At 44.6% G+C, this 16,478-nt stretch carries 13 protein-coding genes; 5 read left to right on the forward strand and 8 right to left on the reverse strand.

The features are described from left to right. Positions 1-70: 70 nt before the first annotated feature. The 3 genes from AB4583_RS04785 to AB4583_RS04795 all read right to left on the reverse strand — a co-directional run bounded on the left by AB4583_RS04785 (position 71) and on the right by AB4583_RS04795 (position 4,302). Positions 71-1,495 carry a phosphomannomutase/phosphoglucomutase gene (locus tag AB4583_RS04785; protein WP_017061745.1) on the reverse strand — a complete coding sequence of 475 codons (1,425 nt, stop codon included), beginning with the start codon at positions 1,493-1,495 and terminating at the stop codon, positions 71-73. A 15-nt stretch (positions 1,496-1,510) separates the two neighbouring features. Further along, complete coding sequence (locus AB4583_RS04790) at positions 1,511-3,046, reverse strand: mannose-1-phosphate guanylyltransferase/mannose-6-phosphate isomerase (protein ID WP_372116613.1); 1,536 nt, start codon at positions 3,044-3,046, stop codon at positions 1,511-1,513. A gap of 86 nt (positions 3,047-3,132) precedes the next feature. Beyond that, positions 3,133-4,302 (reverse strand): mechanosensitive ion channel family protein, encoded by a 1,170-nt coding sequence (locus tag AB4583_RS04795; protein WP_017061743.1) that lies wholly within the window; start codon positions 4,300-4,302, stop codon positions 3,133-3,135. A gap of 186 nt (positions 4,303-4,488) precedes the next feature. Here AB4583_RS04795 and AB4583_RS04800 point away from each other — a divergent pair, with 186 nt between their 5' ends. After that, positions 4,489-5,145, forward strand: a complete 657-nt coding sequence (locus AB4583_RS04800; protein ID WP_017064826.1) for a TrkA family potassium uptake protein — start codon at positions 4,489-4,491, stop codon at positions 5,143-5,145. Positions 5,146-5,164: 19 nt separating this feature from the next. After that, positions 5,165-6,532 carry a TrkH family potassium uptake protein gene (locus AB4583_RS04805; RefSeq protein WP_017065604.1) on the forward strand — a complete coding sequence of 456 codons (1,368 nt, stop codon included), beginning with the start codon at positions 5,165-5,167 and terminating at the stop codon, positions 6,530-6,532. Positions 6,533-6,630: 98 nt separating this feature from the next. Here AB4583_RS04805 and msrB read toward each other — a convergent pair whose 3' ends face one another. Then, positions 6,631-7,773: a peptide-methionine (R)-S-oxide reductase MsrB gene (gene msrB, locus AB4583_RS04810; protein ID WP_017068629.1), complete on the reverse strand. Its 1,143-nt coding sequence runs from the start codon at positions 7,771-7,773 to the stop codon at positions 6,631-6,633. A 200-nt stretch (positions 7,774-7,973) separates the two neighbouring features. Between msrB and AB4583_RS04815 the strand changes: the two genes are divergently transcribed. Then, positions 7,974-8,372: an OsmC family protein gene (locus AB4583_RS04815; RefSeq protein ID WP_017068628.1), complete on the forward strand. Its 399-nt coding sequence runs from the start codon at positions 7,974-7,976 to the stop codon at positions 8,370-8,372. A 131-nt stretch (positions 8,373-8,503) separates the two neighbouring features. Here AB4583_RS04815 and AB4583_RS04820 read toward each other — a convergent pair whose 3' ends face one another. The 4 genes from AB4583_RS04820 to phnW all read right to left on the reverse strand — a co-directional run bounded on the left by AB4583_RS04820 (position 8,504) and on the right by phnW (position 13,450). Continuing rightward, positions 8,504-9,574, reverse strand: a complete 1,071-nt coding sequence (locus AB4583_RS04820) for an OmpA family protein (RefSeq protein ID WP_372116616.1) — start codon at positions 9,572-9,574, stop codon at positions 8,504-8,506. A gap of 440 nt (positions 9,575-10,014) precedes the next feature. After that, positions 10,015-10,833, reverse strand: a complete 819-nt coding sequence (phnX, locus tag AB4583_RS04825; RefSeq protein ID WP_065682331.1) for a phosphonoacetaldehyde hydrolase — start codon at positions 10,831-10,833, stop codon at positions 10,015-10,017. Between the two features lie 92 nt (positions 10,834-10,925). Beyond that, the gene (locus tag AB4583_RS04830; RefSeq protein WP_372116618.1) at positions 10,926-12,347 is read right to left on the reverse strand and encodes an aspartate aminotransferase family protein; all 1,422 of its coding nucleotides are present in this window, start codon (positions 12,345-12,347) and stop codon (positions 10,926-10,928) included. Then, positions 12,347-13,450: a 2-aminoethylphosphonate--pyruvate transaminase gene (gene phnW / locus AB4583_RS04835; protein ID WP_372116620.1), complete on the reverse strand. Its 1,104-nt coding sequence runs from the start codon at positions 13,448-13,450 to the stop codon at positions 12,347-12,349. The genes AB4583_RS04830 and phnW overlap by 1 nt, the downstream gene beginning before the upstream one ends. 367 nt (positions 13,451-13,817) lie before the next feature. Here phnW and AB4583_RS04840 point away from each other — a divergent pair, with 367 nt between their 5' ends. Together AB4583_RS04840 and AB4583_RS04845 are read left to right on the forward strand one after the other, a co-directional pair. After that, the gene (locus tag AB4583_RS04840; RefSeq protein WP_372116621.1) at positions 13,818-14,828 is read left to right on the forward strand and encodes a putative 2-aminoethylphosphonate ABC transporter substrate-binding protein; all 1,011 of its coding nucleotides are present in this window, start codon (positions 13,818-13,820) and stop codon (positions 14,826-14,828) included. A 109-nt stretch (positions 14,829-14,937) separates the two neighbouring features. Continuing rightward, the gene (locus tag AB4583_RS04845; protein ID WP_372116623.1) at positions 14,938-16,359 is read left to right on the forward strand and encodes an FAD-dependent oxidoreductase; all 1,422 of its coding nucleotides are present in this window, start codon (positions 14,938-14,940) and stop codon (positions 16,357-16,359) included. The last annotated feature ends 119 nt before the right edge of the window (positions 16,360-16,478 follow it).

Below are 16,478 nucleotides of genomic sequence, written 5' to 3' on the forward strand. Positions count from 1 at the left end.
CCCTTAGTTAGCAACAGCTAATAAGGGCTTTTTTGTGGATCTTAGTTGAAAACTGGAAGTGTCTGTATTCTTAAATGAGAAAAGACAGTAACTCGTCGACTTTAAGTGACAGTAAAGCTTTATCTTGTTTGGTTTCAACGTTAAGGCGTATTAATGGCTCGGTATTGGACTTTCTTAAGTTGAAGCGCCATGAGCCCATATTCATGCTGATTCCGTCTGTGTGATCGATCTCAACGGCATTATCTTGGTAGTGCGATAACACGCAAGCCATGACCTGCTCTGGGTCTGAGACTCTTCGATTGATCTCCCCGGAAGAGGGGAATCTATCTATACTAGTACTCGTTAATTGGTGAAGAGATTGTTGAGTTTTCGACATCAGCTCGATAACCAATAGCCAAGGAATCATGCCTGAATCGCAATATCCAAAATCACGAAAATAATGGTGTGCGCTCATTTCGCCCCCATAGACGGCATTCGTTTCACGCATCTTCTCTTTGATCAGTGCGTGTCCTGCTTTAATTCCAATCGCTTTTCCACCATGCGTTTTTGCGATTTCAATTGTGTTCCAGGTCATGCGCATATCGTGCAATACAGTCGTGTTAGGCTGTTTGACCAAGAATGCTTCAGCAAGCAACCCTACAATGTAATAACCCTCGATGTAATCGCCTTGCTCATCAAAGAAAAAGCATCGGTCGAAGTCTCCATCCCAAGCAATTCCAAGGTTGGCAGAATGCTCTAAAACGGCATCTCGAGTGGCTGCTTGGTTCTCTCTAATCAAAGGGTTTGGAATACCATTTGGGAAGTTTCCATCAGGGTTATGATGAACTTTGATGAAGGTGATAGGGACACCGAGTTCGTTAAATTTATTATCTAAAGCATCAATGATATGTCCTGCAACACCGTTCCCAGCATTAACCACAATCTTCATCGGTGACAGCTTTGATGGGGTTATGTACGAGAGTAGGTGCTCGACGTACGGAGCAAGAATACTGTTCGATCTACTAGAGTTACTTGGTTGTGCATGAACGAACGGTAAATTGCAGTTCAGCTCTTGATTAAGTTCTTCAATGCGTCGTTTGATTTCATCTAAACCACTGTTTTTACTGATAGGGCTAGCGTCTACACCGACCATTTTCATGCCGTTGTAATTGATTGGGTTGTGGCTGGCTGTGATTTGTATTCCGCCAATCGCTTTTAGGTAACGAGTCGCAAAGTAGACCTCTTCAGTGCCAGTCATACCTAGATCAATGACGGTAATCCCTGACTCGATTAAGCCTTTGGTCATGGCTTCTTGTAATGACAGGGAGGTTTTGCGGTTATCACGACCAATCACTACCTGCGCCAAACCATCGAGTGAGGTTTCAGGCTTAGCGGATAGGACGTATTCGCCAAATGCCTTACCGAGCAGGTAGGCGAGTGGCTCATTGATTTGTTTACCAATGACGCCGCGGATATCGTTGTTCTTAAAGCAGTTTAGGTCTAATGTTGGTTTCATCGATTTGTCGCTGCTTTATTTCGTTTGGTTGTGCTTTGATGAGTGGACTTGTTGCTTGCGCACGTCTCGCCCATAACTGTCTTGATATCGAATGATGTCGCCTTCACTTAAATGACTGCCTGTTTGTACTTCAATCATCTCGAGTGGGAGATCCCCTGGGTTCTCTAGGCTGTGAATATGACCTAAAGGGATGTAAGTGGATTGATCTTCTTCAACCAGATAGGTTTTCTCATTGTTGGTCACTTTCGCAGTACCCGCCACGACTACCCAATGTTCCGCTCTATGGTGGTGCATTTGTAACGACAACTTGTGACCGGGTTTAACGGTGATACGTTTAACTTTGTCGCGCTTGCCTAGGTCGATAACATCGTATTTACCCCAAGGTCTAAACACCTCACGATGATGCACATGTTCTGTGCGACCCGCTTGATTTAGTTGACTGACAATCGATTTAACACCCTGAACCTTGTCTTTATTTGCAACCAATATAGCGTCTTTGGTTTCGACAATAATCAGGTTGTCGACACCTACCGTCGCAACCAGCTTATTTTCAGCATGGATGTAGTTGTGTTGAGAGTCGACGGTTAACACATCACCTTCAATGACGTTATTGTGCTGATCTTTTTCGCTTACATCCCAGATCGCGGACCATGAGCCAATATCGTTCCAGCCGACATCCATCGGGATCACCGCGGCGTGCGAGGTCTTTTCCATCACGGCGTAATCGATTGAATCACTTGGACTGCTTTTGAATGCTTCAGCGTCTATACGGATAAAGTCGAGGTCGGTATTTTGCGTTGCAAGAGCGAGTTTACAAGCCGCTACTATCTCAGGGTGGTGTTCGGCGAGTTCTTTAACATAGCGTGATGCCTTAAACATGAACATGCCACTGTTCCATAAGTATTGTTCTGAGCGGATGTACTCTTCTGCTGTTGCTGTGTCTGGCTTTTCTACAAAGCATTCTATGGCGAAGGCGTGATTGATTGGCTGCTCTGTTCCATTAGTATCAGTTTGAGCACTGGAGGAAAGAGGCTCTCCCTGCTTGATATAGCCATAGCCAGTCTCTGGGGAGCTAGGTGTTATACCGAATGTCACCAGCTTGCCTTGTTTTGCATAATCAACACCACGACTAATCGCTTGTTGGAATTCAGAGGTTTTCGCGATGTGATGATCAGCAGCCAGCACTAACAAGATAGGGTCGGATGCGCTTTGTTCATTAAGCGGTGGTTTACTTAAAGCCTTTAGGGCGGCAAGCGCAATGGCTGGGGCTGTATTTCTACCGACTGGCTCTAGCAGAATACCACTATGTTGAATGTTAGCTGATCGAGCTTGTTCAGCGGCAATAAAGCGATGCTCTTCATTACAGATAATGAATGGTGCATCGCATTTACTATCCATCAAGTGCTCTTCAAGGCCTTGCAGGCGTTGAAGTGTGTGCTGAAGCATTGACTGGTCGCCGGCAATATTGAGAAATTGCTTAGGGTAAAGCTCGCGAGACAGTGGCCAGAGACGACTTCCGGAGCCGCCGGCTAGAATGACAGGTAAAATCATAGCGTGGTAATTAGGTGCATTAGAATACTGCCAGCATATTACCACGCTTCACGCTTATTACTTATCGATAACCAAGAAGGATATGACTATCGATGACCTTCCGTAGGGGAGTTCAACATGTCTTTGGGATCGCTAATATTCTGATTATCACCTAGGCTTTGAACGCTGTTATGATCTTGAACATTAGAAAAGTCTTGAGGGTCAATCTTGAGTGTCTGTGTTGGGAACGCGATGTCTGCATTGTGTTTATGAATAATCGCCAGAACCTGTAACAGAACGTCTTGCTTCACTTTGTGGTACCTGATCCAGTTGACTGTTTTTGTGAAGGTATAGATAAAGAAGTTGAGCGTTGATGGCCCAAATTTGTCAAAGTTAACGATCAACGTCTGTTTGGCATCAATATCTGGGTGGGTCTCGAGCATGGTTCTTACATCATCAACAATGAGCGCCAATTTGTCTGCATCTTGATAACGAAGACCAAAGGTTTCATTGATTCTACGATTCAACATTCTCGATGGATTCTCTACCACAATACTACTGAACACCGAATTTGGCACGTACAAAGGACGCTTATCAAAAGTGCGGATGATCGTCATGCGCCAACCAATGCGTTCGACAGTGCCTTCGATTTGACGATCGGGAGAACGTATCCAATCACCGACTTTAAAAGGGCGGTCGAAGTAAATCATCATGCCACCGAAGAAATTCGACAGTAAGTCCTTAGCCGCTAAACCGACGATCAAGCCACCAACACCACCAAAGGTGAGTAAGCCGGAAAGACTGAGCCCAAATGCCTGCATAATGGTTAGGCCGCCCATCACCATAAAGAACAAGCGAGCGACTTTCGCTATCGCTTGTACAGTGGTTTCGTCTCTGGTTTTTTGCTCTAAGACATAGGCTTCAGTGTTAGTGATCATTCGTAAGGTAAACCAAACGAATGTACAGATAATCAATATGTGTTTAAGCGTTTTTAACCAATTGATTTCATTGCCAAACTGGTCTTGAAGTATTAGCCCGATAGAGACTGTAGCAGGCCAACACCAAAGTAATGTGCTGACAGGGGTTTTTAGTGCTTCTAGCAGTAGATCGTCCCAGTGGAATGGGGTTTTCTGAACCAGAATTTCTAAGCGATTATGGATAATTCGCCAAGCTACCCAAGCGAGAAAACTCGCAATAGTGATGAATAGGACGCTGTTTGCCCAATCACTATGGCTCTGGTTGATGTAGGTTTGTACTTGGGTTATGAATTCATTCATTGTGTGTGCTGCCGCAGAAATTATGAATTGGAAATTAGCAGAAACTCGAGTTGTTCTCTACCTTTATAAATCAAGCGATTATGACAATAGTATAACCTTATTCTTGCAGAACTAACTTTTTTTGAGATAGAAACTAATGTAGGTTTGGCTATCCCGTGTAATTAAAATTTCTAAACAGGATTTCAAATGAGCGACAAACAATATGCAGTTATCGGTTTAGGGCGATTTGGTCTGTCTGTTTGCAAAGAGCTACAAAGTTCAGGGGCACAGGTACTGGCCGTCGATATTGATGAAGAGCGAGTGAAAGAAGCAGCGGCTTTTGTTTCACAAGCGATTGTTGCGAACTGCACGAGCGAAGAGACGGTGAAAGAGTTAAGACTTGATGATTACGATATGGTGATGGTGTCGATAGGCTCTGACGTTAACTCAAGCATTCTAACGACTTTGGTGGTGAAAGAATCTGGAGCAAAAGCAGTCTGGGTTAAGGCGAATGATAAGTTCCACGGCAAGATCCTCTCTAAGATTGGTGCTGACCATATCATCATGCCCGAGCGCGATATGGGTATTCGTGTTGCTCGTAAGATACTGGACAGACGCGTTCTCGAATTTATCGACCTTGGCAGTGGCTTAGCGATGACGGAGATTGTTATTGGTTCTAAACTGTTGGGTAAGAAACTTGGCGATCTTAAGCTGTGTAAAGAAAATGGTGTTGAGGTACTTGGCTTCAAGCGAGGGCCGAACCTCACTAAAGCACCAGAATTGGATGTGAGTTTAGAAATTGGGGATGTGGTGATCATCGCTGGGCCGAAAGAGACCTTATCTAGAAAGCTACGCAATTGGTAATTGGCAATAAGGTAACAGTATGAATTCGTTAAAACGAAAAGGTACTTTCTACACGCTTAAGAGTGATAAAAAGCCACGTAAAGGCTCTGAACCTAAGATTATCCTTACGAGCTTCTTAGGCGTACTTATCCCCTCTGCAATATTGTTGACGATGCCTGTATTCTCTGTGACAGGCCTAAGTTTTACGGATGCACTGTTTACAGCAACCTCGGCGATCAGTGTGACAGGATTAGGTGTTGTCGATACCGGTGAGCATTTCACCTTGGCGGGCAAAATCTTACTGATGTTCTTGATGCAAGTCGGCGGGTTAGGGCAGATGACTCTATCTGCGGTACTGCTTTACATGTTCGGTGTTAGGTTAAGCCTTAAACAACAAGCACTCGCGAAAGAAGCGCTTGGTCAAGATCGTAAGATTAACCTTCGTAAATTGGTTAAGAAGATCATCATCTTTGCATTAGTGGCTGAATTTATCGGTTTTGTATTGCTCTGCTTCCGCTGGGTACCTGAGATGGGATGGTCAACGGGCAGTTTTTATGCTCTATTTCATGCGATATCTGCATTCAATAACGCAGGTTTTGCACTGTTTTCAGACAGTATGATGAGTTTTGTTGATGATCCGCTGGTGATCTTCACCTTAGCTGGCTTGTTTATTTTCGGTGGGCTAGGCTTCACAGTCGTCGGCGACCTATCGAGTAACTGGCGTAAAGGTTTTCGACATCTTCATTTACACACCAAGATTATGCTAACCGCCACTCCGACTCTATTGTTGGTAGGTACGGTATTGTTCTGGCTGCTAGAAAGAAATAACTCAGCAACCATGGAAGGGTTATCGACTCAAGGACAGTGGCTAGCCGCATTTTTTCAGTCGGCAAGTGCTCGTACTGCTGGCTTTAATAGTGTGGATTTGTCTCAGTACACACAGCCTGCGTTGCTGGTAATGATTGTACTGATGTTGATTGGTGCAGGTTCTACCTCAACAGGTGGTGGTATTAAGGTTTCGACCTTTGCAGTAGCCTTTGTCGCAACGTGGACCTTCCTCCGTCAGAAAAAGCACGTGGTGATGTTTAAGCGCACTGTGACTTGGCAAGCGGTAACAAAGTCATTGGCCATTATTGTGGTAAGTGGGGCGTTATTAACCACCGCGATGTTTTTGTTAATGCTTACTGAAAAGGCAGCGTTTGATCGAGTCATGTTTGAGGTGATTTCTGCCTTTGCAACGGTTGGTTTAACAGCTGGCTTAACCGCAAACCTGACTGAGCCAGGTAAATACATCATGATTGTGGTTATGGTGATTGGACGTATCGGCCCCCTGACCTTGGCTTATATGCTAGCTCGCCCAGAACCTTCCTTGTTGAAATACCCTGAAGACACGGTGTTAACGGGTTAATTAGGTCCATGGGCTGATAAATAAAGCTCTGTAAATAAAAACAAAGCCAGCGATATGCTGGCTTTGTTGTCATAGGCTGATCGTTAATTGCTGAATGCCTATCCCTCAAACATCTCAACGTATTCCTCATAGCCTTCTTCTGCTAATTTATCCGCAGGGATAAAGCGCATTGCGGCTGAGTTCATGCAGTAACGTAACCCTGTTGGTTTTGGACCATCTTTGAATACATGCCCTAGGTGGGAATCGCCAAACTTACTTCGAACCTCTGTTCTTGGGTAAAGCAGCTTGTAGTCAGTAGTTGTAACGACATAAGCTTCGCTGATTGGTTGGGTGAAGCTCGGCCAACCCGTACCTGATTTGTATTTGTCTTTTGATGAGAACAAAGGCTCACCGGTAACGATATCAACATAAATACCTTCCTCTTTGTTATCCCAGTATTTGTTGTCAAATGGGCGCTCAGTAGCGTCTTCTTGCGTTACATCGTATTGAAGTGCTGTAAGCTTCGCTTTGATCTCTGCATCAGACGGTTTAACGTAGGTTTTAGCATTCGCTGTCGCATTCTTACTGTCGATGATCTGACGTAGTGTTTTAGGGTTGTCCTTTCTATCATCACCGAAGATTTTATCTAGGTACTGATCGCGGCCAGAAGCATAGCGGTAGTAGTTATAACGAACTTTACTCTTCTTGTAATAGTCTTGGTGATAGTCTTCCGCTGGCCAGAATTTTTCAAATTCAATCAGTTCTGTTTTTAGTGGTTCACCAAAGATATTAGCTTTGTCGATTTCCATCATGAAGTTCTGAGCAACATCTTTTTGTGCTTGGTTATGATAGAAAATAGCTGGTCGATAATGACGGCCTCGGTCTACAAAAGAACCTTTGTCATCGGTTGGGTCGATGTGTCGGAAGAATTGGTCAAGAACCTGTTCGTAGCTAACCACATCAGGGTTATAGGTCACGTTGATCACTTCGATGTGACCTGACTTACCCGAAGAGACCTGTTTGTAGGTTGGGTTTTCCAGTTCACCACCAGAGTATCCAGAGATAACGTCGGTTACACCTTTTAGCTTCTCTAGATCGGACTCCGTACACCAAAAACAGCCACCAGCCAGTGTCGCGATTTCACTTTTACCTGAATTGGCTGTTTTATCCATTGTATTGGCAGTGCCAGTCTGGCTTACAAACAGCGAAATCAGTGGTAGCGCAACCACGAGTGATACCAATATTTTAGATAATTTATTCATAGATACCTCATCTTGACGTTCTTCTCATTCGATTTTGAATGTACGAATAGAGACAGGTTTTAGATGGAAAAAATTGCATCATTCACAAAAAAATATGTCGCCGAGAAAATCTTGCTCATAAATGCCGCCAGTAGTAGGGTGTCAGTATTGATATCCAATAATAGACAGCGATGGCGGTTATCGTACATCTAAGGAACAACATGCAAGCAGAAGTTAAATGGGTCGAAGGCTTTAAATTCCTAGGTCAATCTCAATCTGGCCACTCTGTAGTAATGGATGGCAGTGGTGGTGCAACCGCGCCAAGCCCAATGGAAATGGTCCTTATGGCCGCTGGTGGTTGTAGCTCTGTTGATGTCGTCGATGGTTTGAAATCTGCAGGCCAGAACATCACAGGCTGTAATGCAAAACTTGAAACGACACGTCGTGAAACAGCACCAAAAATCTTTACTGTGATTAACATTCACTTTGAAGTGTCTGGTGACAACCTAGATCCTGAGTTAGTGGCTAAAGTATGTGCTGATTCGTTAGAAAAATACTGTTCAGTATGTCTAATGTTAGGTGCTGGCGTAGAAATGACTCACAGCTGGGAAATCGTTTAGTTTTCGGTTTGTACAGCCTAGCTTGGGGCCGGTACTTTTCGGCTTACGGCTTATTAGTAAAGACAGATACAGAAAAGGGCGGAGCACTTTGAGTGCTCCGCCCTTATTATTTCGGCTAAGGTAGAGTGCTGTTATTCAGCAGTTTCTACGATAACTTCTTCAACTTGTACTTCTTCTTGGTATTCGAAACCAGGGATCGTTGCGTCAACACGACGGTTTTGAGCACGACCTTCAGCTGTATCATTTGATGCAACTGGGTTCTCTTCACCTTCGCCAGTAGCAGTGATACGCTCAGCTTCGATACCTTGCTCTTCGATGTGTGCAGCAACTGCAGCAGCACGTTTCTTAGAGATCATCATGTTGTATTCAGCAGCGCCTGTTGAGTCAGTGTGACCAACAACAACAATAGTCGATTGAGGGTGAGCTTTAAGAACTTCAACTAGAGGTTGTAGTGCAATCTTACCGTCTGTAGACAATTCTGTGCTGTTAGTTGCGAACATTTCTTGAGAGTAGCTCTCTGTTTGTGCTTTAGTCACAACAACAGTACTTTTCTCTTCAACAACAACTGCAGGCTCTGTGATTGGCTCAGATGGTGCTTGTGTCACTGCTGCCGCAGAAGCTGCTGCTGCCGCCGCTGATGCAGTTGTGTTACCAGTACCGAAGTTGTAGCTAACACCAACAGACAGTAGGTTTGAGTTTAGGTCTTGAACGTAGTTGTCGTCGAAGTCATCAAAGTATTGGTACTCAACGCGTAGTGCCCAATCAGAAGAAAGTTGCTTCTCAACACCGATACCGGCCGTAAGAACAACGTCATCTTCGCCACCGTGTGAAATGTATGCCGGGCCCGCTTTGAAGAATACATCAAACTCTTGTTGTACTGCTAGACGGTACATTGGAGTTAGCGAGATTGCGATTAGTGGGTCGCTGAACGCAGCTGTTGTACCGTTTTTTGAAAAGCTTGTCTTGTAGTCGCCAAGGAAGTCTGAGCTTAGCTCAATACCAAATTTGTCATTAAAATTGTAACCAGAGTAGATGCCTGCACCAATTGCATCATCATCACATTTAGCACCGGCTACACATGCGCTGTCTAGCCAGCCCATACCCACTTTTGCACCTACATAAGTGGTTGCAGCAATAGAAGGCGCTGCTGCTAGGCCTGAAGCGGCAACAACAGCACACATGATTTTTGACAGTCTTTTCATAATCTTATCCTTGGATTAGCTATTATTGTTATCTGAACTTACCAGTAAAACGATCACTTATTGGGTTACGACACTGCTTATAATAAGTAAATCAAGGTGTTGGTTCAGGTGAACCTATTTCTTTCTTGCTACTTATATTGTTAATCTGATTGCGTATTAGAGTCAATGAAATTGTTAAATATTATATATTTAAGATGTTTTAATTGTTGATTTTATCATTTGTTGGAATGCTTATATCTAAGCTATAGCCTAACCTCGTCTATTTACCAGTGGCCCTACGGGTAATAAGTAAAAAACTTGCGCTTTATCATGCTTATAAAGCAAAAATCCCCACCCAATATGTATAACTCGAATGAATACATGATTGGGTAGGGGTTTGAATTAAAGCGATTAGAGATGTTTTTCACGTACTTTATATCACGTGAACATCTCGCTTTTGCTTATGGGCGCTCTCCTGCCAGTAAACGCTGTTCAATATCTGCAATGACGCCTGGTAGGTCTGCAATGGTATCGATCAGGTAGTGCGGATTTGATTTGTTTAGCTTAACGCTTGCTTTTTCACGTGCAGCTGCAAGTGTTGTCTCGTCTGCATCTAAATATTCTTGATACGTTAAGCCTGCTTCGTTCCCCGATAATACAAGTCCAACTGTCCACATCCCTGCGTTGTGACCTTCATCGATCCCCGGTGCTGCGTCGTCTACTTTTACACACGCAGCAACGCTAGTTACACCTAGGTCGATTACGTTTTTCAGTGCCATAAATGGAGCAGGGCGACCACCTTGAGGTAAGTCATCGGTCGCTACCACGTTATCTGGTCGGTAACCGTAATCTGCAGCAGCAGGAATTAAAACATCCATCACTTCACGTGGGTAACCTGAACAAGATCCGATCTTCACGTTCTTCTCTTTTAGGTTATTGACCACTTCTATCGCATTCAAAATAGGTGCTGCGTGATCGGCTACTTTCGCTTTTTGAAGAGGCATGAATGCCGCGTAGATCGCGTCAACGTCTTCACTGGTCATCGAGCGTCCGAACTGAGCCTTCCAACGAGCGTCAACAGCAGGAATTCGACCCACCGCTTGGATGTGGTCCCATTTGCCGATCCCCATAGGTTCACGCGCTTCTGCTAAGTCGATATCAAAGTCGAAACCTTGTCTGAATGCTTCAACGAAAATGCTGGTTGGAGCAAACGATCCAAAATCAACGATAGTGCCAGCCCAGTCAAAGATAACCGCTTGGATAGGTGATGTCGTGTTCATAATAGTGTCCTATTTTTGTGTCACTCCCAGTTCAAAGTTCTGGGAAACAAATGGTTGTTTAAGGTTATTGGTTTAAATGTTGATTTCGAGAATTAAAGGTATTCAAAATCTTTGCAGACTTTGGCTATCGCTTTTTCGAATACAGACAGAGCGACTTCTAGCTCGCTACGGCTGATGATCAATGGTGGGCTCAATTGAATCACGTTACCTTGTGAAACCTTAAAGCTCAGGCCATCGTTCAGACATTGGTAAAGTACTGCTTCTGCTTCATCGAACGCTCGGTTTTTGGTGATATGGTCAGTGACCAATTCCACTCCCCAAAGCAGACCGATGCCGCGAACGTCACCAATGACTGGGTATTTCTCTTTCATTTGAAGCAGTTGTTCACGCACGAATGCGCTGTCCGCTTGTACTTTTTCAAGTAGATTTTCTTGCTCAATCACTTCCATCGTAGCCAGTGCCGCTGCGCAGCCAATAGGACTTTTCTCGTGGGTGTAGTGACCAAGTGATACTTGCGCTGCCGTGTTGTATTTGTCTTTAGTGACCATGGCTGCAATTGGAACCAAGCCCCCGCCAAAACCTTTACCGATACAAAGAATGTCAGGTTCGATATCAAAGGCCTGGTGAGTGAACCATTCGCCACTACGACCCATACCGTTTGGAATGTCGTCGATGATCAACATGACGTTATGCTTATCGCAGATCTCACGGATGCGCTTCCAGTAAGCTTTGCTTGGAACCTGAACGTCTGTGTTACGCACTGCTTCGGCAATGAAGGCTCCAATGCCACCTTCTTTTTCAATCACATACTCTAAATAGTCGGCATAGTGAACGTCGCATGCAGTTTCGTTTGCATTGACTGCGCTATTCTCGTTAAACGGGAAAGCGCCACGATAAGAGACGGCTGGTGGAATGCGTTCTACGCCAGCCATTAACGGGCCCATGTCTTCGCGGAAACAAGCTTCGCCCCCCACTGAAATTGCATCGAGTGACGCGCCATGGAATGAATCCCACAATGACACTACTTTGAAATTGTTGGTGACATGTCGAGCTAGTTTGAGCGCCATGCCGATCACTGATGTGCCACCAGGAGCAAACAACACGCGATTCAAATCACCACCGCAGATCTGTGTGAGTTTCTCAGCACACTGAACCGCAGTTTCATTGGTAAAGCGACGCGGTGAAAACGGCAATGACGCCATTTGCTGAGTCACTTTATTGATGATGTAGGGATGACCATAGCCTAGTTGATGAACATTGTTACCGTGAAAGTCCATGTACTTTTTGCCCGTCGCATCTTGAATGTAGATGCCTTCGGCTGCTTCAAGTGTGTCTAGGCAAGGTGTTGACATCGCTTGATGAAGAAACACGTCTGAGTCGCGTTTTAACATCGCTTGAGTCGCCTCATCGTTTAGCGACTCGTTCCATTTCTCACGCGCTGGCGTGGTGTTCACATCGCCTTCGCTTCGAACGTGTGTCGCCTTTAGAATCGGCTCTTGATTGATCGTCGTCATTATTTGATGTCCCAGTACATAGCGTTTTTCACCGCGCCAATTAGGGCTTCAATATCTGAAGGATAAACTTCACCGATGTTACCGATGCGGAAGCAGTCTGCGTTTGAAACCTTGCCCGGGTAAATCACAAATCCTTGCTCTTTCAAACGGTCATAGAATTCCTTGAATTGATAATCGCTATGAGTTGGAGAATAGAAAGAGGTGATAATCGGTGAATGAAGGTCATCATTTAGCAGAGGCTCAAAACCAAGAGAGCGCATACCTGCAACCAATGTGGTTTGGTTGGTTTGGTAACGATTATGACGAGCTTCGATGCCACCTTCTTGCTCCAATTCAAGTAGAGCTTGGTAGAAAGCTCGCACTGTATGAGTTGGAGAGGTGAAGCGCCATTTACCATGGTTGCTTTCCATGCAGTACCATTGGTTAAACAGGTCAAGGCTTAGTGAACGAGCCTGTCCTTTGCATTTTTCCAGTTCCGATTGCTTCGCAATAACAAAGCCGAACCCCGGTACACCTTGAATACACTTGTTTGCTGAGCTGATCATGTAATCGACACCTAAGTCAGCGATATCCATAGGGATGCCACCAAAGCTCGACATTGCATCGAGAATGACGGTTTTGTTGTGCTGTTTTGCCAATTTGGCAATGCCTTCAATTGGATTCAGCATGCCTGTCGTGGTTTCACAGTGCACAATCGCAACGTGAGTAATGTCTGAATCCATGGCCAATGCCGTTTCCATTTCGTTCAAGTCAGGCTGTGATGTTTCACCTGGGGAAACGACATGGCATGGAATGTTTAAGTATTCTGCGATTTGAGCAATACGAGCGCCGTACGCACCGTTATCAACAACAAGAAGTTTTCCATTCTTAGAGATAACGCTACCAATTGTTGCTTCTACTGAAGCGGTGCCGCTACCTTGCATTAATACGCTTGTATATCCCGCTTGCTTAGTCGCTAAAGTCACTAGCTTGCTACGAATCACTTCAACAACGTCTTTGTTGTATTCATCATCCCAAGTACACCAATCTTTTAACATCGCTTGGCGAACGGTTTCAGAAGTAGATAAAGGGCCCGGTGTCAGCAGTAAGTATTCGTTTCTCATGTTCAACTCTCGTGATTTTTATTTTGGACTATACCAATATTTAGGACTACTTTAACAACCAATTTAAACGGTCGTAAATAGTCCAAACATCATTTTCACAAAAGCTTCATATTAAAAAATTGTCACTTGTCTTGAGAAAGTTTTCGATCTTTAAATTGCCATTTTTCGTTCATTTAATCGTCATAAAAGCCAGTTAGCTTAATACTCGAAATCTGGTACATACCAAACTGGAGGTGTGTGCTAATAACCTAAATGAATTTATGGAAATAGAAGCCTCTAGATGGAGCTTCTAGCCTTAACAACTTTAACTTTGGCAATTTTTAATTTTGGCAACTTCTCACTTTAGAGTTGAGCCTGACTGGAGAAAATGATGAAAAACCGTTTTATGAAAGGATCACTTGCAGCATTAGTCACACTATTAGCTGGTAACGCTTATGCGGCACAGGAAGTGACGGTTTACACCGCTTTTGAAACTGACATCTTAGCGAAGTACAAAAATGCTTTTGAAAGCGAAAACCCAGATATCAACATCAAATGGGTACGTGATTCAACTGGGATCATGACGGCAAAATTATTAGCTGAGAAAAACAACCCTCGTGCAGAAGTGGTATGGGGCCTTGCGGGGTCTTCAATGGCTCTACTTAAGGAGGAGGGCATTCTTAAGCCTTACACTCCTCAAGGTGTAGAAGCGCTGCGCTCAAACCTCAACGATCCGCAATCTACTCAAGCTTGGTATGGCAACGATGCATTCTTCAATGCGGTTTGTTTCAACGAAGCGGTAGCGAAACAACTTAACCTACCAGCACCTAAATCTTGGGATGACCTAACCAAGCCTATCTACAAAGGCCACATTGCGATGCCAAACCCAGCGTCTTCTGGTACGGGTTATATGCAAGTGTCTGCTTGGCTACAAAACATGGGTGAAGACCAAGGTTGGAACTACATGCAGAAGCTAGACCAAAACATCGCTCACTACACGCACTCTGGTTCTAAGCCATGTGTTCAAGCGGGTATGGGTGAAGTCGCTATCGGTATTTCTATGGCGAGCCGCGGCGCTAAGCTGAAAACTCAAGGCGCTCCACTTTCAGTGATTACGCCTGAAGGCATCGGCTGGGAATCTGAAGCGGTAGGTCTTGTGAAGCCGTCGGATGCGGCGCAGCGCGTTGTTGATTGGTCTATCTCTAAAGCAGCAAACGAGCTTTACATCGAAATGTACCCAGTTGTTGGTCACCAAGATGTGACGGCAACAATTGATAACTTCCCGAACGTCGAAAAGAACATGGCAAAAATGGACTTTGCACGTATGGGCAGCGAGCGTGCAGACGTATTGAAAACATGGTCTGAGAAGTTCGACGCTAAATCTGAGCCAAAATCTTAATCTATCGAGCTTAACTATTGAGTTCATTAGAAGTTAGAAATCAGTAAAGGAAGGCTTCGGTCTTCCTTTTTTAGTTTTACGCCTTTAGGTTTTATGTAAGGTACGACAAATGACAAAACACTACTCATATTGGTTCAAACAAGCACTAGAAAAGGAATTTGGCAGCATCGATGCGGGGCTAGAATCCTCGAAGCCACTGCAAAAAGACATTAACTGCGACATCGCTATTGTTGGCGGCGGTTACACAGGGCTGTGGACGGCGATTTTGATCAAGCAGCAGCAACCTCAAAAGCATGTTGTGGTGATTGAAAAAGGTTTGTGTGGCAGCGGCGCTTCTGGTGCGAACGGTGGCTGTATGCTGACGTGGTCGACAAAGTATCCAACGTTGAAGAGGCTCTACGGAAGAGAGCAAGCAAAATGGCTGGTAAAAGAATCGGAAAAGGTCATTTACGAGATCGAAGCTTTCTGTAACGAACATAATATCGACGCGCATTTGTATCGTAGCGGGACTTATTACACGGCAACCAATGAAGCACAAAAAGGTGGAATGGAGCCCGTTGTGAATGAGTTGGTTAAACAGGGTATCAATAGCTGGAAGAAGTGTGACAGCTCTTTGTCTGATAAAGCAGGATCGGAGCGTCATATCGAAGGTTATTACTCAGAAGCCGCGGGCAGTGTGCAGCCAGCATTACTGGCGAGAGGGTTACGTCGAGTTGCTATTGATTTAGGGGTTGAAATTCACGAAAACACGGAGATGACTTCGCTTGATTATGGAGCCCCAGCTCGAATCCAAACCAAAGGTGGATCTGTTTTTGCCGACAAAGTGATTTTGGCACTCAACGCATGGATGCTCGATCACTTTAAAGAGTTTAAACGCAGTATTGTGGTTGTTTCGTCAGACATGGTTGTCACTAAGCCTATCCCTGAAAAGCTTCAACAATTTGGCCCAGAGAAAGGGGCGGCAGTGGTGGATTCACGTATCTTTGTTCACTATTACCGAGACACCCAAGATGGACGTCTGATGTTGGGTAAAGGTGGCAATAAGTTCTCGTTTGCCAATCAAGTTGAAAGCATGTTTAACCAAACGACTAACTACCTGCCGATTCTCAATCAATCGTTCCAAAAACTGTTCCCTAAATTTGAACAAAGTGAATTCGATTACAACTGGTCTGGCGGCTCAGATCGTTCGGTCACCGGATTGCCATTTTTCGGTAATCTAAAAGGCCAAAGCAACATCTATTATGGGCTTGGTTACTCTGGAAATGGCGTTGCTCAAACCCGTATGGGCGGGAAGATTTTGTCAGCAATGGTACTCGATATCGACAATGCTTGGACGCGAAGCGGTTTAACTAAAGGCCCATTAGGACACTTCCCGCCAGAGCCATTCCGTTGGGTAGGTGCAATGATGGTGCGTGATGCGGTACGAAGAAAAGAGAACGCGGAAGATTCGGGTAGCACGCCATTGTGGTTAGATAAACAGTTATCCAAACTCGCAGGTGCGGCGGGCAAAGCCGACAAGGTTGAATCATAGATTAATCTAGCGTTTAAATTAGAAGTTTACATTGAGGCTCTCAGTGATTTATGGGCAAGTCACTGAGGGCTTTCAACGTTGAACTAACTTTCAATGTTGAACAAATAGCAATTTTTAAT

The sequence above is a fragment of the Vibrio sp. 10N.222.49.C12 genome (genome assembly GCF_041475025.1).
Taxonomy (GTDB): Bacteria; Pseudomonadota; Gammaproteobacteria; order Enterobacterales; family Vibrionaceae; genus Vibrio; species Vibrio crassostreae_C.